The following is a 25921-nucleotide window of genomic DNA, read 5'->3' as shown; positions in this document are numbered from 1 at the left end:
TCGGCCACTCGTACAACGCAGGAACCGCAGAGTGAGGAGCACGCCGTGGTCGCACCCGCGTCGGCAGCAGCCGACCCGCGCAGCGCACGTGCCGTACGGGACGTGGTCTTCGTCGACGGCGTCCGCACGCCGTTCGGCAAGGCAGGCAAGAAGGGCCTCTACGCCGAGACCCGCGCCGACGACCTCGTCGTCAAGGTCATCCGCGAGCTGCTGCGGCGGCACCCGGAGCTGCCACCGGAGCGCGTCGACGAGGTCGCCATCGCCGCGACCACCCAGATCGGGGACCAGGGCCTGACCATCGGCCGCAGCGCCTCGCTGCTGGCGGGCCTGCCGCAGTCCGTGCCCGGCTTCGCCATCGACCGGATGTGCGCCGGGGCCATGACCGCGGTGACCAGCGTCGCGGGCGGCATCGGCTTCGGCGCCTACGACATCGCCATCGCGGGCGGTGTCGAGCACATGGGCAATCACCCGATGGGCGAGGGCGTCGACCCCAACCCGCGTTACGTCGCCGACAGCGTGGTCGACCCGTCCGCGCTGATCATGGGCTCCACCGCGGAGAACGTGCACGACCGCTACCCGAGCCTGACCAAGGAGCGCACCGACGCCTACGCGGCGCTGAGCCAGCAGCGCTACGAGCAGGCGCAGCTCGCGGGCAAGATCGCCGCCGACCTGGTCCCGGTCTCCACCCGCTCCGCCGAGCAGGGCTGGGGCCTGGCCACGGCCGACGAACCGCCGCGCCCCGGCACCACCACCGAGGCGCTGGCCGGGCTCAAGACCCCGTTCCGCCCGCACGGCCGGGTGACGCCGGGCAACGCCGCGGGGCTCAACGACGGTGCCACCGGCTGCGTGCTCGCCGACGCCGAAACCGCCCGCGAGCTCGGACTGCCCATCGGCATGAAGCTCGTCGGCTACGCCTTCGCGGGCGTGGAACCGGAGGTCATGGGCGTCGGCCCGATCCCGGCCACCGAGAAGGCCCTCAAGCGCGCCGGGCTCGACATCTCCGACATCGGCCTGTTCGAGATCAACGAGGCGTTCGCGGTGCAGGTGCTGGCGTTCCTGGAGCACTTCGGCATCGCCGACGACGACCAGCGGGTCAACCCGTGGGGCGGCGCCATCGCCTGCGGCCACCCGCTCGCCTCCTCCGGGGTGCGCCTGATGACGCAGCTGTCCCGGCACTTCGCCGAGCACCCCGAGGTGCGCTACGGCCTGACCACCATGTGCATCGGTTTCGGCATGGGCGGCACGGTCATCTGGGAGAACCCGAACTTCGACACCGCAGGGGGCGCGAAGTGAGCACGCGGACCGACTTCGCAGCGCTGTTCCCGGACGAGGTCGTCACCCAGGCGCGCACCAGGCTGCTGGACGCGCCCGGCCTCGACGGCCAGCTCGCGCTGATCACCATCGACAACGGCCACGACCACACCCGGCCGTCCACCTTCGGACCGGGCGGGCTGTCCTCGCTCGACGCCGCGCTGGACGAGGCGTTCGCCGCCGAACCGGCCGCGATCGCGGTCACCGGCAAGCCCTTCGTGTTCGCCGTGGGCGCCGATCTCTCCGGCGTCGCGCAGATCGGTGAGCGGGCGCACGCCCACCAGGTCGCCCAGACCGGGCACGACGTGTTCCGCCGGCTCACCGAGTCGAGCGTTCCCACCTTCGCGTTCGTCAACGGCGCGGCGCTGGGCGGCGGTCTGGAGCTGGCGCTGTCCTGCCACTACCGGACGGTCTCGGAGAGCGTGAACGCGATCGCGTTCCCGGAGTGCTTCCTCGGCCTGTTCCCGGGCTGGGGCGGCACCCAGCTGCTGCCGAACCTGATCGGCGCGGACGCCGCGGTCAGCGTGATCATCGAGAACGCGCTGAACCAGAACAAGATGCTCGACGCGAAGAAGGCCACCGGCCTGGGCATCTTCGACGCGCGGCTGGAGAGCGCGGACTTCCTGGAGGAGTCGGTCCGCTGGGCGGTGCGCGTGGTCAACGGCGAGCAGGCCGTGCAGCGGGCCGAGGTCGACCGCGGCCAGGCCTGGGACGAGGCGATCGCCCGTGCGAAGGGCGTCGTCGAGGCCCGCACCCAGGGCGCCTCGCCCGCGGTGACCAAGGCCGTCGAGCTCATCGAGCTGGCCCGCCGCGACGACCTCGACGCCGGGTACGCGGCCGAGACCGAGGCGCTCGCCGACGCGCTCATGTCCGACGAGCTGCGCGCCGGGCTCTACTCCTTCGACCTCACCCAGAAGCGGGCCCGCAAGCCCGCCGGGGCGCCGGACAAGTCGCTGGCCCGCGAGGTGAAGAAGGTCGGCGTGGTCGGCGCCGGGCTGATGGCCGGGCAGCTCGCGCTGCTGTTCGTGCGCCGGCTGAAGGTGCCGGTGGTCATCACCGACGTCGACCAGGAGCGCATCGACCGCGGTGTCGGCTACATCCACGGCGAGATCGACAAGCTGCTGGGCAAGGGCAGGCTCTCCCCCGACGCCGCGAACCGGCTCAAGGCCCTGGTCACCGGCTCGCTGGACAAGAACGCCTTCGCCGACGCCGACTTCGTCATCGAGGCGGTCTTCGAGGAGATGTCGATCAAGCAGCAGGTCTTCGCCGAGCTGGAGGGCTTCGTGTCCCCCGAGGCGGTCCTGGCTACCAACACCTCCTCGCTGTCGATCACCGAGATGGCGTCCGAGCTGGAGCACCCCGAGCGCGTCGTGGGCTTCCACTTCTTCAACCCGGTCGCGGTGCTGCCGCTGCTGGAGATCGTGCGCGGCGCCAAGACCGACGACGCGGCGCTGGCCACCGCGTTCGCCACCGCCAAGCAGCTCAAGAAGTCCAGCGTGCTGGTCAAGGACGCCCCCGCGTTCGTGGTGAACCGGCTGCTGACCCGCTTCATGGGCGAGATCATCGCGGCCGTGGACGAAGGCACCCCGTTCGAGGTAGCCGACCGCGCGCTGACCCCGCTCGGCCTGCCGATGAGCCCGCTGGTGCTGCTGCAGCTCGTCGGCCCGGCCGTCGCGCAGCACGTCAACGAGACGATGCACGGCGCCTTCCCGGACCGTTTCGGGATCAGCGAGAACCTGCAGCGCTTCGTCAAGGCGGGCAAGACGGCCGTGTGGCAGAGCGACGAGCGGGGCGACCAGGTCGTCGACCCCGAGGTCGCGGCCATGTGGGAGCAGGGCTCGAACCCGTCGACCTCCGAGCAGGTGCGGGAGCGGGCGCTGGAGGCGCTGGCGCAGGAGATCCGGCTGATGCTGGACGAGGGCGTCGTCGCCGAGGCGCAGGACATCGACCTGTGCATGTTGCTCGGCGCGGGCTGGCCGTTCTGGCTGGGCGGCATCACCGCCTACCTGGACCGCTCCGGCATCGCCGAGAAGGTCAACGGCGAGCGCTTCCTGCCGAGGGGCGTGGCCTCCGTGCCCGCCTGACCGGCGAGCAGCACCAGGGCCGGGGTGGCACCACCACCCCGGCCCTGCGGCGTTCCGGGCTCGGTCCCCCGGGGTCAGGGGCCGTCACCGGCCGATCGGGAACTCCGCTTCGACCGCGAGTCCGCCCTCGGGGACGGGGGCGGCGGTGACGCGCCCGCCGTGCGCGGTGACGGCGGCGCGGACGATGGACAGCCCCAGCCCGGATCCGGTGCGGGCGGTGCGCTGCACCCCGGCCCGGCGGAACGGCTCGAACAGAGCGTCCACCTGGTCCGGTTCGATCAGCGGGCCGGAGGACGCGACCCGCAGCAGGGCGCGGCTCCCGTCGTGACCCGTGCTCACCCGCACCCAGCCGCCGTCGAGGTTGTGCCGCACCGCGTTCTCCAGCAGGTTGCCCGCGACCCGCTCCAGCAGCGCCGGATCACCCCGCACGGGCGCGGGGGCGCCGTCGCTGGTGATCCGCACCGAGCGGGCCCGCGCCTCGGCCTCGACGCCACCGCGGGCGCGGGCCGCCACCTCCCGCAGGTCGACCCGCTCGTGCTCCCCGAGCCGGGCGCCGTCCGTCCGGGCCAGCAGGAGCAGGGCCTCCACCAGCCGCTCCGCGCGCGCCGCGGCCTCGCGCAGCACCGCCGCCATCCGACGCAGCTCCCCGGCGTCGGCGTCCGGATCGCTGAGGGTCACGTCGAGCTCGGTGCGCAGCACGGCCAGCGGGGTGCGCAGCTCGTGGCTGGCGTTGGCGACGAACCGGCGCTGCGAGTCGAACGCCGCCTGCAGGCGGTCGAGCATCGCGTCGAAGGTGTCGGCGAGCTCGGCGACCTCGTCGCGGGGGCCGCTCAGCGCGATCCGCGCGTCCAGGGACTCCGCGGAGAGCCGCCGCGCCGAGTCGGTCACCTCGTGCAGCGGGCGCAGCACCCGGCCGGTGACCGTCCACGCCAGCACCGCGGCCGCCAGCACCACCGCGACGAAGGCGAGCCCGCCCACCACGAGCACCTGCTCCCGCGCCTGGTCGCGCAGCGCGGCACCGAGCAGCTCGGCGGGCACGGACACGTCGCCGACCCGCACCAGGCCACCCGGGGGCAGCCGCGGGACCCCGGCCGCGACGTTGCCGACGAGCAGCCAGCCCAGCCAGAGCAGCAGTGCGCTCACCGCGGCGACCAGCGCGGTCGCCAGCGCCGTGAGCCGGACGCGCAACCCGGGTCCGCGGCGGACCAGCGACCGCAGCGGCGCGTGCGGGCGGGGCGCGCTCACGGGCCGGCGTGCTCGGTGCGGCCCGCTGAGGGCACCCGGTAGCCGGAACCGACCACGGTGTCGATCACCCCTGGCTCGCCCAGCTTCTTGCGCAAGGTCATCATCGTGACCCGGACCGTCGTGGTGAACGGGTCGGCGTGCTCGTCCCAGACCCGCTCCAGCAGCTCCTCCGAGCTGACCACGGCCCCGCCCGCGCCGAGCAGCACCTCCAGGACGCCGAACTCCTTGCGGGTGAGCTCCACCTCCGCCCCCGCGCGCCGCACCACCCGGCGCGCGGGATCCAGCGAGAGCCCGCGCGCGGTGAGCAGCGGTGGCGTGGCAGGCGTGGCCCGCCGCGCCAGGGCGCGCACCCGGGCGATCAGCTCCGGGAAGGCGAAGGGCTTGGCCAGGTAGTCGTCCGCGCCCAGGGACAGCCCGTCCACCCGGTCCTGCACGGTGCCGCTGGCGGTGAGCATGAGCACCCGGGTCAGCTCACCGGAGGCCACGACCTCGCGGCACAGCTCGTCGCCGGACATCGCGGGCAGGTCCCGGTCCAGCACGATCACGTCGTAGCGGGTGATCGCCGCCTTCTCCTGGCCGCGCTCGCCGTCGTAGGCGACGTCCACGGCCATGCCCTCCCGGCGCAGCCCGCGGGCGACGGCGTCGGCCAGCGGCTGCTCGTCCTCCACGACAAGGATTCGCACCCGTTCACCGTGCCACAACGAGCGCGGGCGGGATCTCCGCGACCCGGCGGCGGCTCGCGGCGCCGCCGGGTCCGCGGGCTCAGGCCTCGCGCGCGGCGGGGCTGTCGAACTCGGCGTCGCGCTGCGCGGTGCGCAGCCGGTCGGCGACCCACTCGGTGATGCGGCGCGCCACGTCCTGCTCCGTCAGCCCGAGCTCGGAGAGCACCTCGTCGCGGGAGGCGTGCAGCAGGAACTCGTTCGGCACCGCCAGGTCCCGCAGCGGGACGTCGATCCCGGCGTCGCGCAGCGCGGCGGCCAACGACCAGCCGAAACCGCCGTGGCGACCGGCGTCCTCCAGGGTGACGACGAGCCGGTGATCGGAGGCCATCGCGACCACCTGCTCCGGCACCGGCGTCACCCAGCGCGGGTCGACGACGGTGACCCCGATGCCCTGGGCGGCCAGCCGCCGGGCGGCGGCCACGCCGGTCTCGCCGAAGGCGCCGACGACCGCGAGCAGCACGTCGCCGTTCTCCCCCGGCGCGGGGCGGTGCAGCACGTCCACCCCGCCGACGCGCTCGACGGCCGGGACCTCCTCGATGACGGAGCCCTTGGAGAACCGGACCACGGTCGGGCCGTCGTCCACCGCGACCGCCTCGCGCAGCTCCTCGCGCAGCGTGATCGCGTCGCGCGGGGCGGCGACCCGGATGCCGGGGATGAGACCGAGGATCGACAGGTCCCACATGCCGTTGTGGCTGGCCCCGTCGTCACCGGTGATGCCGGAGCGGTCCAGCGTCACCGTGACGGGCTGGCGGTGCAGCGCCACGTCCATGAGCAGCTGGTCGAACGCCCGGTTCAGGAAGGTGGAGTACACCGCGAACACCGGGTGCAGACCGCCCATCGCCATGCCCGCGGCGGAGGTCATCGCGTGCTGCTCGGCGATGCCCACGTCGAAGCAGCGGTCCGGGTAGGCCTTGGCGAACTTGTCCAGGCCGGTCGGGCCGAGCATCGCGGCGGTCATGGCGACCACGTCGGAGCGCTCACCGCCGATCCGCACCAGCTCGTCGGAGAACACGTTCGTCCAGCTCTTCGGCGTCGGCGAGGTGGGCAGGCCCGTCTCCGGGTTGATCACCTTCACCTGGTGCATCTGGTCGGCCTCGTGGTTCTCCGCCGGGGCGAAGCCGTTGCCCTTGCGGGTGACCGCGTGCACGATCACCGGGCCGCCGAAGGAGCGCGCCATGGTCAGCGCCTGCTCCATCGCCTTCATGTCGTGCCCGTCGACGGGTCCGAGGTACTTGATGCCCAGGTCGGAGAACATCACCTGCGGGCTGAAGGCGTCCTTGAGCCCGGACTTGGCCGCGTGCAGGCCGGTGTAGAGCGGCCTGCCGACCACGGGCAGGTTGCGCAGCGTGCTCCGGCCGCGCTCCAGCGCCTTCTCGTAGCCCGGGTTGAGCCGCAGCGCGGAGAGGTGCTCGGCGAAGCCGCCGATGGTGGGCGCGTAGGAGCGGCCGTTGTCGTTGACGACGATGACCAGCGGGCGTTCCTGGTCGGCGGCGATGTTGTTCAGCGCTTCCCAGCACATGCCGCCGGTGAGCGCACCGTCGCCGACGATCGCCACGGCGTGCCTGCCACCGCCGGTGAGCTGGAACGACCGGGCCAGCCCGTCCGCGTAGGACAGCGAGGTGGAGGCGTGCGAGTTCTCCACCAGGTCGTGCTCGCTCTCCGCGCGCGACGGGTAGCCGGACAGGCCGTCCCGCTTGCGCAGCCGGTCGAAGCCCTCCTGCCGACCGGTCACGATCTTGTGCACGTAGGCCTGGTGCCCGGTGTCGAAGACCACCGCGTCCCGCGGCGAGTCGAACACCCGGTGCACCGCCAGCGTCAGCTCCACGGCCCCCAGGTTCGGGCCGAGGTGACCGCCCGTGCGGGACACCTTCGCGATCAGGAACGACCGGATCTCAGCGGCCAGCTCCACCAGCTCACCGTGCTCCAGGCGTTTCAGGTCGGCCGGACCTTGCACGGATTCCAGCAGCGTCACCGCTCCACCTCGTTCGTCGTCCGCTTCGTCGCTTCGCCACCCGGCTCGGGGGCCTGCCGCGGGTGGACTCCCCTCCGGGACCGGCGACCAGTCTACGGAGCGAGACCACCCTCTCCGGAGAAGGTACGCAGCCCGCTCCGAGGGACGGCGCACCGGTCCGGGGGACGCCGCGCCGCCGCCGACCGGCGCCGATGCACGCTCAGCACCGACCGGCGGCGGCCAGAACAGCGGGATTCCCTCCGCTCGGGAAGGGCGAGCGGCACCCGATCAGCGCAACCCGACCACGCTGCGTGCACCAATCCTCGCCCCTCGACCGGTCCGCGCGTCCCGCGCGATCATTCGCGGGAGAACGCCGCGATGCACTCGACGTGGTGGGTCATGGGGAACGCGTCGAAGGCCTCCAGGTCGTCCAGCCGGTATCCCTGCTCGGCGAACAGCGCCACGTCGCGCCCGAGCGCCGCGGGATCGCAGGCCACGTGCACCACCCGCCGCGGGCCGGCGGCGCACACCGCCTCCACGACGTGCCTGCCCGCGCCCTTGCGCGGCGGGTCGAGCACCACGACGTCCGGCTCGGGCAGCGAGTCGTCGGCCAGCACCTCCTCCACGGTGCCCGCGCGGAAGGTCACCTGCGGCAGGTCCCGCAGGTTCGCCACCGCGTCCTCGGTGGCCCGCCGGGAGGACTCCACCAGCACCACGTCACCCGCGGGCCCGGCCTGCTCGGCGAGCACCGCCGCGAACAACCCGACTCCGCCGTAGAGGTCCCAGGCCACGCCGCCGGAGGGAACCGCCGCCATCCTCCCCACGACCTCGGCGAAGGTGTCCGCGGCCGCCGGGTGCACCTGCCAGAAGCCGTCCGCGGACAGCTCCCAGGAGCGCCCCGCGGCCTCCTCGCGAGCGATTCCGGAGCCGCGCACCCGCGTGTTCACCACGGCGGGGCGCCGGCCGCGGCGGCGCTGCGGGGCGCGCTCCCGCTGGGTGACGTGCACCTGCCGGTCCGCGTCGGAGGCGATCTCCAGCTCGGACCCGCTCGGCCACTCCCGGTCGGTCAGCCCGTCGAGCGCGCCCTGCACCACGATCGGGCAGTCCTCCACCGGCAGCACCCGGTGGCTGCGGTGCGGGTGGAGGCCGGGGCGTCCCACCCGGTCGACCGCCAACCGCACCCTGGTGCGCCAGCGCAGCAGGCCACCCGGCAGCTCGCGGACCTCGACCTCCCGGTCCACGCCCCCCAGCCGTTGCAGCTGCTCGCGGACCACGGTCGCCTTGAGCTCCCGCTGGGTCGCGCCGTCGGCGTGCTGCCAGTCGCAGCCACCGCAGCGGTCGTGGCCCAGCGCCATCTCCGCCAGCGGGCACGGCGGCGCGACCCGGCCCTCGGCCGGGGTGAACACCTCCACCGCGTCGGCGCGGCAGAAGCCCTTGCCCGGGTCATCGGTGACCTCGGCCAGCACCACCTCGCCGGGCAGCGCGTGCCGCACGAAGACGACCCGCCCCTCGTGCCTGGCCACGCAGTGACCTCCGTGCGCCACCGGACCCACGTCCAGCTTCAGGCGCTTGCCGGTCCAATCCAACTTGCCGGTCACCGACGTTCAGTCCCCTTCGATTCGCCCAAACCGCGACGCAACGCGCCCGGCATCACCCGGCTCTTGGCACGCTGCTTCGCCCGGGTCGACGACGCGAGCTGCCACGGCACGCTCGTCACCATCACACCCGGTTCGAACAGCAGCCTGCCCTTGAGGCGCAACGCGCTCTGGTTGTGCAGCACCTGCTCCCACCAGCGCCCCACCACGTACTCCGGGATGAACACCGTGACCACGTCGCGGGGGCTGTTGCGGCGGACCCGCTTCACGTACTCGATCAGCGGCCGGGTGACCTCACGGTACGGGGACTCGATCACCTTCAGCGGCACCGGCATCTCCTTCGACTCCCAGGTGGCCCGCAGCGCCCTGGTCCCCGCGTCGTCGACGTTCACCGTCACCGCCTCCAAGGTGTCCGGCCGGGTCGCCCGCGCGTACGCGAGCGCGCGCAGGGTCGGCAGGTGCAGCTGGGACACGAGCACGATCGCGTAGTTCCGGGAGGGCAGCACCGCGGGCTCGTCGTACTGGGCGAGCTCCTCCTGCACCGCGTCGTAGTGCCGGCGGATCGCGGTCATGAGCAGGTAGATCGCGCCCATCGCGGCCAGCGCGATCCACGCGCCCTTCGTGAACTTGGTCAGCAGCACGATCAGCAGCACCGAGCCGGTCAGGAGCAGCCCGAACCCGTTGATCGCCTGCGCGCGGCGCATCCGCCGCCGGGCAGCGGGGTCGCGCTCGGTGCGCAGCAGCCGGTTCCAGTGCCGCACCATGCCGGTCTGGCTCACCGTGAAGGACACGAACACGCCCACCACGTACAGCTGCACCAGCCGGGTGACCTCGGCGTCGAAGGCCATCACCAGCACCACCGCGAAGGCGGCCAGGAAGAGGATCCCGTTGGAGAACGCCAGCCGATCGCCGCGGGTGTGGAACTGGCGCGGCAGGTAGCGGTCCTGCGCGAGGATCGAGCCGAGCACCGGGAAGCCGTTGAACGCCGTGTTCGCCGCGAGCACCAGGATGATCGCGGTGGCGGCGGTGACGTAGAAGATGCCGGGCGGGAAGACGTCGAACACCGCCGCGGCGAGCTGGGCCACCATCGTCTTCTGCTCGTAGCCGGGTGGGGCGGAGATGATCTGCGCGGCGGGGTTCTCCGCGAGCCGCACCCCGGTGAGCTGCGCGAGGTAGATCAACCCCATCAGCATCGTCACCGAGATGGTGCCCATCATGAGCAGCGTCGTGGCGGCGTTGCGGGACTTGGGCTTCTGGAAGGCCGGCACCCCGTTGCTGATCGCCTCCACCCCGGTCAGCGCGGCGGCGCCCTGGGAGAACGCCCGCATCACCAGGAAGACGAAGGCGAGCCCGGCCAGCTGGGACTCGTCCGGCATGATCTCGACGGTCGCGCTCTCGGCTCGCATCGGCTGGTCCAGCACCAGGGCCCGGAACAGGCCGAACGCGATCATCCCCAGCACGCCGAGCAGGAACGCGTACACCGGCACCGCCATGAAGCCGCCGGACTCGCGCAGGCCGCGCAGGTTGATCGCGGTGAGCACCACGATCGCGGCCACCGCGAACCACACCTTGTGGGTGGCCACGAACGGGATCAGCGCGCCGACGTTCGCCGCGGCCGCGGAGATCGACACCGCCACGGTGAGCACGTAGTCGACCAGCAGGGCGCTGGCCACGGTGAGCCCGGCCTGCTTGCCGAGGTTCACGGTCGCGACCTCGTAGTCGCCGCCGCCGGAGGGATAGGCCCGCACGTTCTGCCGGTAGCTGGCCACCACGGTCAGCATCACCAGCGCGACCAGCGCTCCGACCCAGGGGGTCAGCGCGTAGGCGGACAGGCCCGCCAGGGACAGCACCAGGAAGATCTCCTCCGGTGCGTAGGCCACGGAGGACATGGCGTCGGAGGCGAACACCGGCAGCGCGAGCCGCTTGGGCAGCAGCGTGTGCGCCAGCCGGTCGCTGCGGAAGGGACGACCCACCAGCAGGCGCTTCACCGCGGTCGCGAGCTTGGACACGGGCACGAGCGTAAGTGGTGGACCGGGGCGCGCCTCCCTGCCCGCCCGTGTCCCACATCTCCCCCGAACCGGACCGGTGTCACCCGGTCGGACGCTCCGATACGGTGCACGGGCTGAGAACGGCGGCCCCCGCTGCGGCAGCGGTCGCACGGGTGCTCCGCCGGGTACCGTCACGCTGACGCGACGGCCGCGCCGTCGACCCGCCCGCGATGAGGAGACAAAGGTCGTGCACGTCGTGATCCTGGGCTGCGGCCGGGTCGGGGCCTCGCTGGCCGCGGCCCTGCAACGGCTCGACCACACGGTCGCCGTGGTCGACAAGGACGAGGCCGCGTTCCACCGGCTCGGCAAGGACTTCACCGGTCTGCGGGTCACCGGCAACGGCTTCGACCGGGACGTGCTGGTCCAGGCGGGCATCGAGTCCGCCGCCGCCTTCGCCGCGGTCTCCAACGGGGACAACTCCAACATCATCGCGGCCCGGGTCGCCCGCGAGACCTTCGGCGTGGAGCACGTCGTCGCCCGCATCTACGACCCGAAGCGCGCCGAGGTCTACCAGCGGCTCGGCATCCCCACCGTGGCCACCGTGCCGTGGACCACCGACCGGTTCCTGCGGATGCTGCTGCCCGAGGGCGTGGCGACCGCCTGGCGGGAGCCCTCCGGTGCGGTCGCGGTGCTGCAGCTGCCCCTGCACGAGGAGTGGGTGGGCCACCGCGTCGTGGACCTGGAGGACGCCATCAGCGCCCGGGTCGCGTTCGTGATGCGCTTCGGCAACGGGGTGCTGCCCGATCGGCGGACCGTCGTCCAGGCGGACGACATCGTCTACGTCGCGGCCCTGTCCGGCACCGTCACCGACGTGACCGCGGCCGCCCTGCGAGCACCGGAGGAGACCCCGTGATGCGCATCGCGATCGCCGGCGCCGGTGCGGTCGGCCGCTCCATCGCCCAGGAGCTGTTCGACGGCGGCCACGAGGTGATGCTCGTGGAGCGCGGCACCGAGAACTACCTGCCGACGAGCCTGCCCGGTGTGGAGTGGGTGCTGGCCGACGCCTGCGAGCTCGCCTCCCTGGAGGAAGCCGGGTTGCAGTCCTGCGACGTGGTCATCGCCGCCACCGGCGACGACAAGGTGAACCTGGTCGTCGCGCTGCTGGCCAAGACGGAGTTCGCGGTGCGGCGGGTGGTCGCCCGGATCAACGACCCGCGCAACGAGTGGCTGTTCACCGACGCCTGGGGCGTCGACGTGGCCGTGTCCACCCCCCGGATGCTCGCCGCCGTCGTCGAGGAAGCGGTCAGCGTGGGCGACCTGGTGCGGCTCATGACGCTGCGCCAGGGCCAGGCGAACCTGGTCGAGGTGACGCTCCCGCCCGACACGCCGCTGGCCGGGCAGCGGGTGCGGGATCTGGCGCTGCCGCAGGACGCGGCGCTGGTGACGATCCTGCGCGGCGGCCGGGTCATCGTCCCGCAACCCGACGATCCCCTGGAGGCGGGCGACGAGATGCTGTTCGTCACCTCGGACGAGCTGGAGGACCGGATCCGCGAGGTCGTCCACGGCCGCTGAGCCCGGCGCGAGCTAGCTCGCCGGGCCCGGCCCGTCCTCGGGGGCGGCGTGGCGGGCGTAGGCCGCGCGATCGGCGGCCTCCTGCTCCGCCAGCTCCTCCTGCGCGATCTTCGATGCGCGCCGGATCGCCCACACCGTCACGATCAGCGCCAGCCCGGTGAGCGGATAGCCCATCGCGATGCGGGCGAAGGCGAGCCAACCGGTCTCACCGGCGTTGTAGAGCCACTGCTGCACCACGTACTTCGCGGCGAACACGACGACCCACGCGAGGGTCGCCAGGTCGTAACCGCGCAGCGCGGCGCGCTGCTTGCGCCAGCCGAAGCCCAGCGAGTTCAGGGCCGACCAGGCCACGCCGACCAGCGGCCAGCGCACCAGCACCGACACCAGGAACACGCCGCCGTAGATCAGGCTCGTCCAGATCCCCAGCAGGAAGAAGCCCTTCGCGTCCCCGGAGCGGTAGGCGATGAACGAGCACACCGCCACCCCGAGCACGCCGGAGATCGCGGGCTGCACCGGCTCCTTGCGCACCACCCGCCACACGGCGATGGCCACGGCCAGCCCGACGGCGGCCCAGATCGCGGGCATCAACCCGGTGATGGAGTTGACCACCACGAAGACCACGATCGGGACCGCGGAGTAGGCGAGTCCGGAGACCCCGCCCATCTGCTCCAGCAGGGTCTGCTCGGCGGGAGCTGGGTCCGCCGCGCGCTGCGCCTCGGTGGGCGGGGTCGCGGCGGGTCGCTGACCGGCCGGTGTCTCGCGTTCGCTCATGCGGTGTTCTGCAACTCGTAGTAGGGGTTGTACAGCACCTTGCGGCCGTCGCGAACCGCGATCCTGCCGCTGGCCCTGATGGTCCGGCCGGGTTCGATGCCGGTGATCCGGCGCCGACCGAGCCACACCAGGGTCACGCCCTCGGTGCCGTCGAACAGTTCCGCTTCCAGCGTCGGAGCGGAGTGCTTCGGGGACATGTCCACGCTGCGGAGCCTGCCGAGCACCACGGCCTCCTGGCCGCAGCGGCAGTCGCAGGCCCGCTGCGCACCGTCCGCCTGCGACCGCTCCGACAGGTCGTCGGCGTCGAGCTCGGCGACATCGCTGGTCAACCGACGCACGAGGCGGCGCCAGTAGCCGCCCCCGGTGTTGCTCATCGCTAGCGCTCCACACGTACGCCTGAGGAGGGGGCTCGACCGTCCCGCGGCCGATCCTCCGGTGCCCTGCCGGGGCGCTGCTGAGCGCCCCGGACAACAGCGTAGCCCGTGCTCAGCGGCACGTCGCCACCCTGGCGGCCACGGGAATTCGTACACACGATCGGGTCAGTCCAGTACGCCCGGGCGTGTCTCGCATCCCCGGCTCAGGCCTGCTGCTCGCCGTTCTGCGCCTGCTGGATGTGCCGCGCGATCGACTCCGGCAGCTGGATCGGCAGCGGGGTCCGCACCGGCATCGGCTCCTCCCCGCGCACCACGACCGTGTCGTCGAGCACGGCGTAGAGCAGCTTCGCGCAGGCCTCGGCGGTCTCGCCCGGCCCCGCGGCCACGCCGCGGATCATCCAGCGCGGGCCGTCGACGCCGACGAAGCGCAGCACCGCGCGCGGGGAGTCGGCCAGCAGCTCCGGGCCCCACTCGCCGTCCCGCTCGGCCACCTCGGCGCCGTCCCGACGCAGCTGCTCGGTGAGCTCGGCGCGCACCTCGGGCCACAGCCCGGCGCTGCGCGGGGCGGCGAAGGCGCTGATGGTCAGCCTGCCCACCCGCGTCACCAGGTGCACCGCGCGCACCGGGCCCGCGGGATCCACCTCGACCTGCAGCTGACTGCCCTCCGGCACCGGCAGCCGCACCGAGCCCAGGTCGAGCCGCTCCACCGCGTCGTCCTCGGGCAGCTCGGCCAGGTCGTACGGCCCCAGCCCCGACTCCTCGGTGGCGGCCCCGTCCTCGTTCCCGGACGGCCCGGTCTCGTCCTGCCGCGAGTCGCGCCCGCGACGGCCCCATCCGAACATCCCCTCAGACCTCCGTCCTGTGATCGGCCCCGGCGGACGCCGGCCCCGTCAGCACCTCGTGCCCGCCGGTGGACCCGTGGCCACCGGCCCCCCGCTGCGATTCGGGCAGCCGCTCCACCTCGTCGAACACCGCGTGCTCCACGCGCTGCACGACCAGCTGGGCGATCCGGTCCCCGCGACGCAGCGACAAGGTCTCAGCACGATCATGATTGATCAAGCAGACCTTGATCTCACCCCGGTACCCCGAATCGATCGTGCCGGGGGCGTTCACCAAGCTCAGCCCCGCTCGCGCCGCGAGTCCGGAGCGCGGGTGCACGAAGCCCGCGAAGCCCTCGGGCAACGCGATCGCGACCCCCGTGCCCACCAGGGCCCGTTCACCGGGCCGCAGGACCAGATCGCTGGTGGTGACGAGATCGGCTCCGGCATCGCCCGGGCGGGCGTAGGACGGGACGGGAACTTCGGGATCGAGACGGGTCAGCAGGACCTTCACGTTCGGCACGGGCCGCGAGACTACCCTGGTGGCGTGTCGGAGAGCGCAGAAGCAACCAGCCCCGCCGCGGACGCCCCCGGTCGAGGAGGCCACGGCGCGCCCCCGGAGTACCGGGAGCGGCTCTGGGCGTCCTGGTGGACCTGGCCGCTGCCGCTGGTCATGGCAGGTCTGCTGGCCGCCGAGGTGCACATGGGCTACCCGGGCGTCCGCGCCTGGCTGCCCTACGTCGTGCTGCTGCCGATCGCGGTCGCCGTCCCGCTCTGGCTCGGCCGCACGAAGATCGAGGTCACCGGCGGCGAGCTCTGGGTCGGCGACGCGCACCTGCCGCTGCGGTTCGTCGACGAGGTCGAGCTGGTCCCCGCCGAGGAGAAGCGCCGCGCGCTCGGGCCGGACCTGGATCCCGCCGCCTTCGTGGTGCACCGGCCGTGGGCGCCGAAAGCAGTCCGCATTTGGCTCGACGACGAGAACGACCCCACCCCCTATTGGGTGGTGAGCACCCGCCGACCGGAGCAATTGGCGGCCGCATTGCGCCGGTGAACCGGGGTCGCCGACCCAGCAATGCGGCGCGGTGCCGCGGACCGTCTGTCCGGATCCCGGGCACCGCACCTGGAAAACAACAAACCTGGGCGCACGTGTTCGCGCTGCCCAGGTTCGCGTTCGGTCCGACCTGTTCCGCCGGCCGTGGCGCCCCGGGCCGCGCCCGGACGCCCTGACCACCGGTGATCCGGCCTGCCGGGACCGCCCCTCCTGGTCGATCCCCGCGCCGGACCGGACGTCGCCGCAGGTCACCCCACCCGCGGCCGTCGCCCGGAACCGCTCAGGCCGCGCAGTCGCGGCAGATCAGCCCACCGTTGCGCTCCTCGGCGAGCCTGCTGCGGTGGTGCACCAGGAAGCAGCTGGAGCAGGTGAACTCGTCGGCCTGCTTCGGCAGGACCTTGACGGTCATCTCCTCCCCGGACAGATCGGCTCCCGGCAACTCGAAGTTCTCCGCGATCTCCGATTCATCGGCGTCGACGACACCGGATTGCGCCTCGTTGCGCCGCGCCTTGAGCTCCTCCAACGAGTCTTCCGTCATTTCCTCGGACTCGCTGCGGCGCGGAGCGTCGTAGTCGGTCGCCATCGTGATTCACCCCTGCGATAGTGGAGACTGCAATGGTGTGCCGCTGGTAAACGTTCCAGGGCCCTCATTTGTGCCCGAGGGCGTGCGTGACGGTGATCTCGCCTGCTGCGCCCCAAGTTCCCCCGAAACGAGCCTCTCTCGCTCCCCGTCACTGCCCGAGGCGCCGAGAGGGTAGCCCATCCAGGAACCGAAGACGCATGAGGTCACCCGTATGTGTGGTGTGCACTGCACCAGGGCATCCGACAAGATCACCCGGACGTCTGCCGAGCGGACGCAACGAGTGCGACACGACAGCCCGTCCGGCGACGCGGAACCCGACCCGAACGCCTAGGCTGATCGCACAACGTCCGATCCGAACGGCGAGGGAGAGTGGCAGGACGTGTCAGCCGCGAATGCACGGTGGGGCAGCAGCCAAGGCCCTCGTTACCGGCGACGCCGCCCGCTGCCCGCTCTGCTGGTGCTGGGGCTGCTGGTCGTCCTGTCGGGCTTCCTGTGGACCCGCGTGTTCGAAACGACCGAGGACGTCGAGGCCGCGACCCGGTGCCCTCCGCCGGGCGCTCCCACCGCGCCGCCCGAACCCGACGCGACGCCGCAGGCCGAGCCCGCGGCGCTCGGTCAGATGCTGGACCGGGACGCGCTGGACCGCACCACCCCGATCCCCGCTCGCGACATCCGGGTGCGGGTGGTCAACGGCAACGGCGAGCCCAACCAGGCCGGGTTGGTCAGCCAGGAGCTCACCAACATCGGTTTCGCGCCGGGCGGTGAACCGGCCGACGACCCGGTGTACCCGAACTACGACCTTCGCTGCCACGGCCAGATCCGCTTCGGCGGCGCCGGGGCGAGCGCGGCCCGCACGCTGAGCCTGGTGCTCCCCTGCGCCCAGCTGGTGCGCGACGACCGCACCGGCCCCGAGCTCGACCTGTCGCTGGGCTCGGACTTCCGGGGCGTCAAGAACAAGCCCGAGGCCCGGCAGGTCATGCAGAAGCTGAAGAACTGGGTGCCGCAGGGCGGCGCCGAGCAGGAGGTCCGGCCCCCGCAGATCGACGAGGACCTGCTCAAGGCGGCCCGCGACGTGGCCTGCTGACGAGCCCCGCGAGACCGACGAGGCCCGCCTCCCCACCGGGGGCGGGCCTCGTCGTCGATCAGACCTCCCAGGCCCCGGCCGCGCCGAGCACCTCGGCGAGCGGCACGGCGATGTCCGGGGTGGCGCAGAGCATGGCCTGCTCACCCATCCCGTCGGCCGCGCCCGTCTCCGGCAGCCGCAGGTGCGCGCCCGCCTCCTGCGCGATCAGCGCGCCCGCGGCCCAGTCCCAGCGGTTGAGCCCGACCTCGTAGTAGGCGTCGAGCCACCCCGCGGCGACCGCGCACAGGTCCAGCGAGGCCGCGCCTGAGCGCCGGATGTCGCGGACCTGCCCGAGCAGCTTGCCGGTGGCCACCGCCTGCGCGCGGCGGCGGTCGACGTCGTAGGCGAACCCGGTCCCGACCAGGGCGAGGTCGAGCCGGCCGGAACCGGAGACCCGCAGCGGCGCACCGTCCAGGGTCGCCCCGCCGCCCGCGGCCGCGCTCCACACCCGGCCGGAGACGGGTTCGACCACCGCTCCGGCCACCGAGGTGCCGTCGACCTGCGCGGCCAGCGAGACCGCGTACCAGGGGTAGCCGTACAGGTAGTTGACCGTGCCGTCGATCGGGTCGACGACCCAGCGCAGGCCCTCCAGCGCGCCCGCGCCGCCCTCCTCCTCGCCCAGCACCGACTCACCGGGCCGCAGCTCGGCCAGCCGGTCCCGCACGAGGCGTTCCGCCGCCTTGTCGGCAGCGGTGACCACGTCGGTCTCGGTGCTCTTGGTCCGCACGGCGCCGCCGGTCACCGATTCGTCACGAATCGTGCGCGCCAGCTCCGCCGCCTCCGTCGCGACCTGCGTCGCGACGGCGCGGAGTGCTTCGTTGTCCATGTCAGCTGTCAATCCCACGTTCACATCGCAGCACAGCGCGGCTAAGGTCTGCACACCTCGTTCTGAATCGAATAGGAAGGATCGGGCATGGGCACTGCCCGCGGTTTCGGCGTGGATATCGGCGGGTCCGGCATCAAGGGGTGTCCAGTGGACATCGACGGTGGTGTGCTGGCCGAGGAACGCATGCGAATCCCCACCCCCCACCCCTCGACGCCGGATGCGGTGGCCGACTCGGTCGCGGAGATAGCCGAGAAGTTCGGCTGGACCGGTCCGGTCGGCATCACCCTGCCCAGCGTGATCAAGGAGGGCACCGCGCTCTCCGCGGCGAACATCGACAAGAGCTGGATCGGGACCGACGCGCAGGGCCTGTTCGCGCAGCGCCTCGGCAAGGCCCGGGAGGACGTCGTCGTGCTCAACGACGCCGACGCCGCAGGGCTCGCGGAGATGCGCTCCGGCTCCGGGGCCGGGCGGTCCGGACTGGTCGTGGTCCTCACCTTCGGCACCGGCATCGGCAGCGCGATGTTCCTGGACGGCAAGCTGATCCCCAACACCGAGTTCGGCCACATCGAGCTCGACGGGCACGACGCCGAGACCCAGGCGGCGGCGTCGGTGAAGGACGACCTCGACCTGAGCTACCCCGAGTGGGCGCCGCGGGTGAGCCGCTACATCCAGGGGATCGAGAGCTTCCTCTGGCCGGACCTGTTCATCGCGGGCGGCGGGGTCAGCAAGAAGGCGCACAAGTGGATCCCGCTGCTGGACATCCGCACCCCGATCGTGGCCGCGTCGCTGAAGAACGACGCCGGCATCGTGGGCGCCGCGACGGCGGCCGCGAGCCTGCGGCGCTGATCCGCGGCGACCGACGGGGCGATGCCGAGGCGTTTCCCCGTGCGCCCATCCGAGTGATCTGAGCAGGACCGCGTTGCGCTGCGACGGGCCGATCTCGGCCTTGCAGCGGAACCGCACTCCACCATCGCGGTTACAATGGAACGCGACCGACCTCTTCCGGAACCTCCGGCCCGGCGCCGAGCAGGCGTTCAGCCAGCATCGACTCCGCTTCGGAAGTTCCGGGAGGCAGGTCTTCCCCGACCTCTGGCGGCCGAGGTTTCGCGCCCTCCGGCCTGCCCTGATCGACCGTCGCGAAAGGGCGTACGTGGCAGCCGCAGAAACCGCAACCCGACGCTCCAGCTCCGCTGCAAACGCCGGCGGTGGCCAGTCTTCGTCGGCCAAGTCCGCATCCCAGTCCCAGACCGAGGCGTCCGCGCAGGAGACCGGCGAGGCCGGTACCGGCGCGGCGAAGGCCAAGTCCGCGGCAGGCGCCAAGACGGCCGGCCGCAAGACCGCCGCGAAGCCGGCGGCGAAGAAGGGCACCAAGGCCACGACGAAGACCGCGGCCAAGGCCGGCGCGGGCAAGGCCGGCGCCAAGGGCGCCGCCAAGAACGGCGAGGGCCTGGAGATCGACGAACCGATCGAAACGGACCTCACCTCGCCCGACGTCGGCGATCTCGCCGCCGAGGTCGAAGTGGAGATCCCGGAGGAGCCGACCGTCCCCGAGGACGAGGACGGCAAGACCGACTCCGACTTCGTCTGGGACGAGGAGGAGTCCGAGGCCTTGCGGCAGGCCCGCAAGGACGCGGAGCTCACCGCCTCCGCCGACTCGGTGCGCGCCTACCTCAAGCAGATCGGCAAGGTCGCGCTGCTCAACGCCGAGGAGGAGGTCGAGCTCGCCAAGCGGATCGAGGCCGGCCTCTACGGCGCGGAGCGGCTGCGGCAGGCCGAGGAGGCCGACGAGAAGCTCACCTTCCAGATGAAGCGCGATCTGCGCTGGATCGTCCGGGACGGCGAGCGGGCCAAGAACCACCTCCTCGAGGCCAACCTGCGGCTGGTGGTCAGCCTCGCCAAGCGCTACACCGGACGCGGCATGGCGTTCCTGGACCTGATCCAGGAGGGCAACCTCGGCCTGATCCGCGCGGTCGAGAAGTTCGACTACACCAAGGGTTACAAGTTCTCCACGTACGCGACCTGGTGGATCCGACAGGCCATCACCCGCGCGATGGCCGACCAGGCCCGCACCATCCGCATCCCGGTGCACATGGTCGAGGTCATCAACAAGCTGGGTCGCATCCAGCGCGAGCTGCTGCAGGACCTGGGCCGCGAGCCCACGCCCGAGGAGCTCGCGAAGGAAATGGACATCACCCCGGAGAAGGTGCTGGAGATCCAGCAGTACGCCCGGGAGCCGATCTCGCTGGACCAGACGATCGGCGATGAGGGCGACAGCCAGCTCGGCGACTTCATCGAGGACTCCGAGGCGGTCGTCGCCGTCGACGCCGTGTCGTTCACTCTGCTGCAGGACCAGCTGCAGTCGGTGCTGGCGACGCTGTCCGAGCGCGAGGCGGGCGTGGTGCGGCTGCGCTTCGGCCTCACCGACGGCCAGCCCCGGACGCTGGACGAGATCGGCCAGGTCTACGGGGTGACGCGGGAGCGCATCCGGCAGATCGAGTCGAAGACGATGTCCAAGCTGCGCCACCCGTCCCGCTCCCAGGTGCTGCGCGACTACCTGGACTGATCAGCTGGACGTGAGGAGGGCCGGTTCCCCGCGGGGGACCGGCCCTCTGCGCGTCCGGGGGCGGCTCGGGAGTCGGGCTCGGCCGTCGAGGAGCAGCGCTCGCGGCTCTCCCGCCGCGTGGCATTCGGGTGTCGTGGCGGCGTCGGGCTCCCTGCCGGGGCCCGCGGTCCCGCATGATCACGTGGTGCGAACCTCGGTGCTGTCGAACCGCGCGATCGCGTGCTGGGCGATCGGACTCGTGCTCCTGGGCGCGGTCTCGACCACCGCTCTCCTGCTGCTGGTCGGCGACCCGCAGGCCGCCACCCGGCTGGACGCCCTCCGCACGTCGCTCAGCATCGTCCTCGCCGGGGGCGGGGCGGCCGGGCTGCTGCTCACCGCGCGCAGGCAGCGCTCCGCCGAGCTGGACGTCCGGATCAAGGAGCACGACGCGACCGAGGCCCGGGTTTCCGAGCTCTACGGCCGGGCCGCCGACCAGCTGGGCAGCGACAAGGCTCCGGTGCGGCTGGCCGGGGTCTTCGCGCTGGAGCGGCTCGCCCAGGGCCACCCCGAGCACCGGCAGACCGTCGTGGACCTGCTCTGCGCCTACCTGCGGATGCCCGTGGCCGCCCAGGACGGCCCGGACGCGGCCCAGGAGCGGGAGGTGCGCGGCACCGCCCAGGTGGTGCTCGCCGCTCACCTGCGCACCGATGAGGGCACCGCGGAGCTGTTCTGGCCGGACATCCGGTTGAACCTGGCGGGCGCCGAGCTGAGCGCCTTCCGGTTCTCCCGCTGCCGTGTTCGGCGCGCGACCTTCGCCGACGCGCGCTTCACCGGCCCCGCCGTGTTCCGCGACGCCGTCTTCGACGAGCGGGTGGACTTCCGCGCCGCGAGGTTCTCGGGCCTGGCGGACTTCCACCGGGTGATCTTCGGCGGGGAGGGCGCGAACTTCAGCGGGGCGGGGTTCGAGGGCGAGGTGGACTTCGGCGCGCGGACCGAGGCGACGCTCACCGGCGCGAGCGCGCTGATCGCGGACGGGGTCCGGCGCACGTGGCCGGCCGGGTGGGTGGAGGAAGCGGGCGCGGAGCGGCCGGACCGGGTTCGGCTGGTCCGATCAGGCGGCATCCCTTCCGGACCGGTCACGGTCCGTGAAAGCATCTGCGGGCCCGAACTCTGATCGTTCTTCGCTTCAGGGGCAGGTGAACGTCGTGGCCGCGCGGCTGCGTCCCCCTGCCGCGGGAACAGGTGCGGGCTCCGCAGGAGGTCGGGTGCGGCGATCGCCGCCTCCGCCACCGGATCGGGTGATCGCGTCGGGGCGCGGGGGTCGAGTCGCGGGCGATCGCGCGGGAAGCCACGGTCGCTGTCGCGGACGAGCGGGCGTGGGCATCGGGATGCCGATCTCCCCGCGTCCGGGAGCTCGGAGCGGGCCGCGGGTGCCCGAACGGCGATCTGAACGCGGTACGCACCCGCGCGGGTACTCCGCGCGACCGGGCCGAGCGGACGCGCGCACCCGCCGCCGAAAATTGTTGTGATTCACATCACTTCAATTCCCCCGAATTCCGAGCATCCGCCCCCTCGGGGTCGTTCGCTTGCAGCAGAACGCCGCGCGGGTCCGGCCGGGAATGCGCACCTGCGGTAGGCACAGCCCGTCGGTCAGCGCAATTTGAAGTTCACCATTTTCCCTGGTCAGGGGACTGCGTTTTGCGATCGCTCACGCTTCGCGACCGGACGGTCGCACTGCTGCGGCAAGCGGGTACTTCGACGTGACGACCGTCGCCACTCCGGACGGGAACACTGACGTACGGCTGTGCGTCTGCAAGAGTGGAGCTAGCGAACACCGGCCCCGCCGCCAGTGGGCCACCGGTGGCCGCAGCAGGATCGAGGGCGTCGGGGCACGACCCGGCGCCGGGACGGAGGGAGATCATCATGCCTGGAACACTCACCCGCCCCGAGCTGACCGCCGCCGACCGCTGCGACCGCTGCGGGGCCGCTGCGAAGCTTCGCGCCGTACTGCCATCCGGCGGGGAGCTGCTGTTCTGCGGGCACCACGGCCGGGAGTTCGAGCCGCGCCTGCGGGAGATGGACGCCGACCTCCAGCAGGACGAACAGTAACGACACCTGACCCGAAGGCCCCGGTGGATCCGTTCCACCGGGGCCTTCGGCGTTCAGCCCCGGTCGTTCAGGCCAGGTCGCCGAGGGCGCCCAGCAGGCGCCGCACGTCGGTCTCCTCGCTGTAGTGGCACAGCGCGGCGCGCACCGCGCCGTCCTCGCCGAGGCCGAGCGCGCGCACCGCCTGCGGCGCGTAGGCGTGCCCGGCGGAGACGTTCACCCCCTGCTCGGCGAGGTGCCCGCCCACCTCCGCCGGTGAGCGGCCGGACACCGAGAACAGCGCGACCGGCGTGCACCTCCCGGCGGGTCGCCCGATCCGGCGCACGTGCGGGAGTGCGGCGAGCCCGTCGAACAGCGACGCCGCCAGCCGGTCCTCGTGGGCCACCACCGCACGCCGGCTCGTTCGGATCCGTTCGCGGCGGGAACCGGTGGCTGCCGGGTCCAGCCCGGCGAGGTGGTCGACGGCGGCGGTGACCCCGGCGAGCGACTCGAAGGGCGCCGTGCCCAGCTCGAACCGGCTGGGGATCTCGTCGGGCGAGGGCAGCAGCTTGTCCGGGTTCAGCATCTCCAGCGACCATGGATCGCCGGCGACCACCGCGCCCAGGTGCGGCCCGGCCCACTTGTAGGGGCTGGTGGCGTAGAGGTCGGCGCCCAGCTCGGCGAGGTCGACCTCGGCGTGGGGGCAGTGCTGCACGCCGTCGACGAAGCTGATCGCTCCGGCCGCCCGGGCGCGCCGGGTGATCGTCGCGACGTCGGGGAGGCTGCCGGTCAGGTTCGAGGCCGCGGTCACCGCGACCAGCTTGGTCCGCTCCCCGATGAGTTCGAGCACCCGCTCGGCGGGCAGCTCACCGGTCTCCGGATCGATGCGGGCCACCCGCACGGTCGCCCCGGCGCGCTGCGCGTGCTGGATCCACGGCCGCACGTTCGCGTCGTGGTCGAGCTCGCTCACCACCACCTCGTCACCCGGCCGCCAGCCCGCGGCGAGCACCCCGGCGAAGCGGTAGACCAGTGCCGTCGTGCTGGGCCCGAACACCACGCACTCCGGCCCGGGCGCCCCGGTCAGGTCGGCCACGGCGGCACGCGCCTCGGCCACGATCGCCGCGGCGCGGCGGCTGGACTCGTAGGACCCGCCCACGTTCGAGACCCCGCGGGTCAGCGCCTCCGCCACCGCGTCGATCACCACCCGCGGGACCTGCGTCCCGCCCGCCGAGTCCAACCAGGCCCGGCCGTCGGACAGCGCCGGGTACTGCGCACGCACCTTCTCCACGTCGAATGCCATGGGGAGCAGCGTAGGCACGAACGATCACACCGCGGTCGCGTCCGCTCACGGGCCGTGGCCCAGCGGCCGGTTTCAGCACCCGCAGCGCGTCACCACGAGCGCAGGGTGGCGATCCGCTCCTCCAGCTGTTCGACGGTGGCCATCGCGGTGGGCGGCCCGCCGCAGATCCGCCGCAGCTCGTTGTGGATCTTGCCGTGCGGCTTGCGGGTGCGGTGGTGGTGCAGCGAGACGAGCGTGTTGAGCTCCTTGCGCAGCCCCTTCAGCCGCTCCTGCACTCCCTGCGGGCGGCGGGCCTGCTCGGCCTGCTCGGCGCGCTCCGCCACCTTCGCCGCCTTGTCGGCGGCCTCCCGCTTGCCGACGACCTCCAGCTGCTCCTCCTGGCGCTGGCGCAGCAGCGCGCGCACCTGGTCGGGTTCGAGCAGCCCGGGCAGCCCCAGGTAGTCCTGCTCGTCGTCGCTGGTGCCGAACGCGGCCGTGCCGAACGAGGAGCCGTCGTAGATCACCTGATCGAGCTCGGCGTCGGCGCCCAACGAGGTGAACGCCTTCTCCTCCTCGCCCGGTTCGTCCTTGGTGCGGTTGGCCTCGGCGAGGAGTTCGTCCTCCCAGCCGTCCTTCTCCCGGTGCGGCTTGCCGAGGACGTGGTCGCGCTCGGCTTCGAGCTGGCTGGCCAGCTCCAGCAGCACCGGCACGCTCGGCAGGAAGATGCTCGCGGTCTCGCCCTGGCGGCGGGCCCGGACGAAGCGGCCGACGGCCTGCGCGAAGAAGAGCGGCGTGGAGGCGCTGGTGGCGTAGACGCCGACGGCCAGCCGGGGAACGTCGACGCCCTCGCTGACCATCCGGACCGCGACCATCCACTCGTCCTCGGACTCGGCGAACTCGGCGATCCGCCCGGAGGCCTTCGGGTCGTCGGAGAGCACCACGGTGGGCGTGGTGCCGGTCATCCGCTCCAGGGTCTTCGCGTAGGCCTTGGCGGTGACGTGGTCGGAGGCGATCACCAGCCCGCCGGCGTCCGGAACGCCGCCCCTGCGCAGCTGCTGGAGCCGGGTGTGCGCGGCCTGCAGCACAGCGGGGATCCACTCCCCCGCCGGGTCCAGCGCGGTGCGCCAGGCCCGCGCGGTCTGCTCCGCGGTGAGCGGCTCGCCGAGGCGGGCGGAGAACTCGTCACCGGCGTTGGTCCGCCACCTGGTCTCCCCGGAGTAGGCCAGGAAGATCACCGGGCGCACCACGCCGTCGCGCAGCGCGTCGGAGTAACCGTAGGAGCTGTCGGCCTTGCTGCGCAGCGAGCCGTCCGCGTCCGGCTCGTAACCCACGAACGGGATCGGCGTGTCGTCGCTGCGGAACGGGGTGCCGGTCAGCGCCAGCCTCCGCACGGCCGGGGTGAACGCCTCGCGCACCGCGTCGCCCCAGGACTTCGCATCGCCCGCGTGGTGGACCTCGTCCATGATCACCAGCGTCTTGCGCCGCTCGGTGCGCACCCGGTGCAGCGTCGGATGGGCGGCGATCTGGGCGTAGGTGACCACGACGCCGAGGTAGTCGCTCGAGGTGAACCCGTCGCTGTTGCGGAAGTCCGGGTCCAGCGGGATCCCGGCGCCCTGGGCGGCCGCCGCCCACTGGTGCTTGAGGTGCTCGGTGGGAGCGACCACGGTCACGGCCTCGACGGTGCGGTCCGAGAGGAGCTCAGCGGCGATCCGCAGCCCGAACGTCGTCTTCCCCGCGCCCGGCGTCGCGACCGCGGTGAAGTCCTGCGGACTGCGCGCGAGGTACTTGGTCAGCGCCCGCCGCTGCCAGGCGCGCAGCGGGCGCTGGGCGGCCTGGGACGGTGCGCTGAGCACGGATCGGACGGGTTGGTCGAGTTGTGCCTCGGACACGTTCGCTCGCCGCTCCTTCCTGAGCTCGTCCCCTCGCGATGCGCGCGCTGCGCGGATCCGGCGGACCACCGGTCCGGCGCGGGCAACCCCCGCGACGCGGAACGTCCGCCCT

Annotated in this window: 23 protein-coding genes; 10 read left to right on the top strand and 13 right to left on the bottom strand. The window is 72.7% G+C overall.

What is annotated here, in order from left to right; genetic code table 11:
- Positions 1–45 precede the first annotated feature (45 nt).
- Both ACL03H_RS08655 and ACL03H_RS08650 read left to right on the top strand, forming a co-directional pair.
- A complete protein-coding gene (locus ACL03H_RS08655) occupies positions 46–1293 on the top strand; it encodes a thiolase family protein (protein ID WP_412810594.1) in 1248 nt (415 codons plus the stop codon).
- Positions 1290–3395 carry a 3-hydroxyacyl-CoA dehydrogenase NAD-binding domain-containing protein gene (locus ACL03H_RS08650; RefSeq protein ID WP_412810593.1) on the top strand — a complete coding sequence of 702 codons (2106 nt, stop codon included), beginning with the start codon at positions 1290–1292 and terminating at the stop codon, positions 3393–3395. Before ACL03H_RS08655 ends, ACL03H_RS08650 begins: the two co-directional genes overlap by 4 nt.
- A gap of 84 nt (positions 3396–3479) precedes the next feature.
- Here ACL03H_RS08650 and ACL03H_RS08645 read toward each other — a convergent pair whose 3' ends face one another.
- The 5 genes from ACL03H_RS08645 to ACL03H_RS08625 form a co-directional block, all read right to left on the bottom strand.
- A complete protein-coding gene (locus tag ACL03H_RS08645) occupies positions 3480–4640 on the bottom strand; it encodes a sensor histidine kinase (RefSeq protein ID WP_412810592.1) in 1161 nt (386 codons plus the stop codon).
- Positions 4637–5323: a response regulator transcription factor gene (locus ACL03H_RS08640; protein ID WP_412810591.1), complete on the bottom strand. Its 687-nt coding sequence runs from the start codon at positions 5321–5323 to the stop codon at positions 4637–4639. Before ACL03H_RS08640 ends, ACL03H_RS08645 begins: the two co-directional genes overlap by 4 nt.
- Positions 5324–5402: 79 nt before the next feature.
- The gene (gene dxs / locus ACL03H_RS08635; RefSeq protein WP_412810590.1) at positions 5403–7334 is read right to left on the bottom strand and encodes a 1-deoxy-D-xylulose-5-phosphate synthase; all 1932 of its coding nucleotides are present in this window, start codon (positions 7332–7334) and stop codon (positions 5403–5405) included.
- Positions 7335–7669: 335 nt separating this feature from the next.
- Positions 7670–8911 (bottom strand): class I SAM-dependent RNA methyltransferase, encoded by a 1242-nt coding sequence (locus ACL03H_RS08630; protein ID WP_412810589.1) that lies wholly within the window; start codon positions 8909–8911, stop codon positions 7670–7672.
- The gene (locus ACL03H_RS08625) at positions 8908–10917 is read right to left on the bottom strand and encodes an APC family permease (RefSeq protein WP_412810588.1); all 2010 of its coding nucleotides are present in this window, start codon (positions 10915–10917) and stop codon (positions 8908–8910) included. The genes ACL03H_RS08630 and ACL03H_RS08625 overlap by 4 nt, the downstream gene beginning before the upstream one ends.
- Positions 10918–11143: 226 nt before the next feature.
- Here ACL03H_RS08625 and ACL03H_RS08620 point away from each other — a divergent pair, with 226 nt between their 5' ends.
- Positions 11144–11809, top strand: a complete 666-nt coding sequence (locus ACL03H_RS08620; protein ID WP_412810587.1) for a potassium channel family protein — start codon at positions 11144–11146, stop codon at positions 11807–11809.
- On the top strand, positions 11809–12468 hold the full coding sequence (locus ACL03H_RS08615) for a potassium channel family protein (protein ID WP_412810586.1): 660 nt from the start codon (positions 11809–11811) through the stop codon (positions 12466–12468). The genes ACL03H_RS08620 and ACL03H_RS08615 overlap by 1 nt, the downstream gene beginning before the upstream one ends.
- Before the next feature lie 12 nt (positions 12469–12480).
- On the opposite strand, the gene ACL03H_RS08610 is transcribed toward ACL03H_RS08615, so the two are convergent.
- From ACL03H_RS08610 to dut, 4 genes are all read right to left on the bottom strand, one after another.
- Positions 12481–13239, bottom strand: a complete 759-nt coding sequence (locus ACL03H_RS08610; protein WP_412810585.1) for a DUF3159 domain-containing protein — start codon at positions 13237–13239, stop codon at positions 12481–12483.
- Positions 13236–13613: an OB-fold nucleic acid binding domain-containing protein gene (locus tag ACL03H_RS08605; RefSeq protein WP_412810584.1), complete on the bottom strand. Its 378-nt coding sequence runs from the start codon at positions 13611–13613 to the stop codon at positions 13236–13238. The genes ACL03H_RS08610 and ACL03H_RS08605 overlap by 4 nt, the downstream gene beginning before the upstream one ends.
- Positions 13614–13816: 203 nt before the next feature.
- The gene (locus ACL03H_RS08600) at positions 13817–14455 is read right to left on the bottom strand and encodes a DUF3710 domain-containing protein (protein ID WP_412810583.1); all 639 of its coding nucleotides are present in this window, start codon (positions 14453–14455) and stop codon (positions 13817–13819) included.
- Positions 14456–14459: 4 nt separating this feature from the next.
- Positions 14460–14954, bottom strand: coding sequence for a dUTP diphosphatase (gene dut / locus ACL03H_RS08595; protein ID WP_412810582.1), 495 nt, complete (start codon positions 14952–14954; stop codon positions 14460–14462).
- Between the two features lie 24 nt (positions 14955–14978).
- Between dut and ACL03H_RS08590 the strand changes: the two genes are divergently transcribed.
- Entirely contained in the window at positions 14979–15482 is a 504-nt protein-coding gene (locus ACL03H_RS08590; protein ID WP_412810581.1) for a DUF3093 domain-containing protein, read from the top strand.
- A gap of 280 nt (positions 15483–15762) precedes the next feature.
- Here the strand turns inward: ACL03H_RS08590 and ACL03H_RS08585 are convergent, their stop codons facing one another.
- Entirely contained in the window at positions 15763–16065 is a 303-nt protein-coding gene (locus ACL03H_RS08585; protein ID WP_224955409.1) for a DUF4193 domain-containing protein, read from the bottom strand.
- 379 nt (positions 16066–16444) lie between these two features.
- Here ACL03H_RS08585 and cei point away from each other — a divergent pair, with 379 nt between their 5' ends.
- The gene (gene cei / locus ACL03H_RS08580; protein ID WP_412810580.1) at positions 16445–17149 is read left to right on the top strand and encodes an envelope integrity protein Cei; all 705 of its coding nucleotides are present in this window, start codon (positions 16445–16447) and stop codon (positions 17147–17149) included.
- A gap of 58 nt (positions 17150–17207) precedes the next feature.
- Here cei and ACL03H_RS08575 read toward each other — a convergent pair whose 3' ends face one another.
- Positions 17208–18014, bottom strand: coding sequence for an inositol monophosphatase family protein (locus ACL03H_RS08575; protein ID WP_412810579.1), 807 nt, complete (start codon positions 18012–18014; stop codon positions 17208–17210).
- An 87-nt stretch (positions 18015–18101) separates the two neighbouring features.
- Between ACL03H_RS08575 and ppgK the strand changes: the two genes are divergently transcribed.
- From ppgK to ACL03H_RS08555, 4 genes are all read left to right on the top strand, one after another.
- Positions 18102–18860, top strand: coding sequence for a polyphosphate--glucose phosphotransferase (ppgK, locus tag ACL03H_RS08570; protein WP_412810578.1), 759 nt, complete (start codon positions 18102–18104; stop codon positions 18858–18860).
- Between the two features lie 304 nt (positions 18861–19164).
- Positions 19165–20577, top strand: coding sequence for an RNA polymerase sigma factor (locus tag ACL03H_RS08565; protein WP_412810577.1), 1413 nt, complete (start codon positions 19165–19167; stop codon positions 20575–20577).
- A gap of 184 nt (positions 20578–20761) precedes the next feature.
- Positions 20762–21730 (top strand): pentapeptide repeat-containing protein, encoded by a 969-nt coding sequence (locus ACL03H_RS08560; protein ID WP_412810576.1) that lies wholly within the window; start codon positions 20762–20764, stop codon positions 21728–21730.
- A gap of 749 nt (positions 21731–22479) precedes the next feature.
- Positions 22480–22665, top strand: a complete 186-nt coding sequence (locus ACL03H_RS08555) for a DUF7455 domain-containing protein (protein WP_412810575.1) — start codon at positions 22480–22482, stop codon at positions 22663–22665.
- A gap of 67 nt (positions 22666–22732) precedes the next feature.
- Here the strand turns inward: ACL03H_RS08555 and ACL03H_RS08550 are convergent, their stop codons facing one another.
- A complete protein-coding gene (locus ACL03H_RS08550; protein ID WP_412810574.1) occupies positions 22733–23941 on the bottom strand; it encodes a cysteine desulfurase-like protein in 1209 nt (402 codons plus the stop codon).
- A gap of 89 nt (positions 23942–24030) precedes the next feature.
- Positions 24031–25809, bottom strand: coding sequence for a DEAD/DEAH box helicase (locus ACL03H_RS08545; protein ID WP_412810573.1), 1779 nt, complete (start codon positions 25807–25809; stop codon positions 24031–24033).
- Positions 25810–25921: the final 112 nt, after the last annotated feature.

It is taken from the genome of Saccharopolyspora antibiotica (genome assembly GCF_047200635.1).
GTDB lineage: Bacteria > Actinomycetota > Actinomycetes > Mycobacteriales > Pseudonocardiaceae > Saccharopolyspora_C.
The sequence above is the reverse complement of the archived record's forward strand: the minus strand, read 5'-3'. Positions and strand labels throughout refer to the sequence as shown.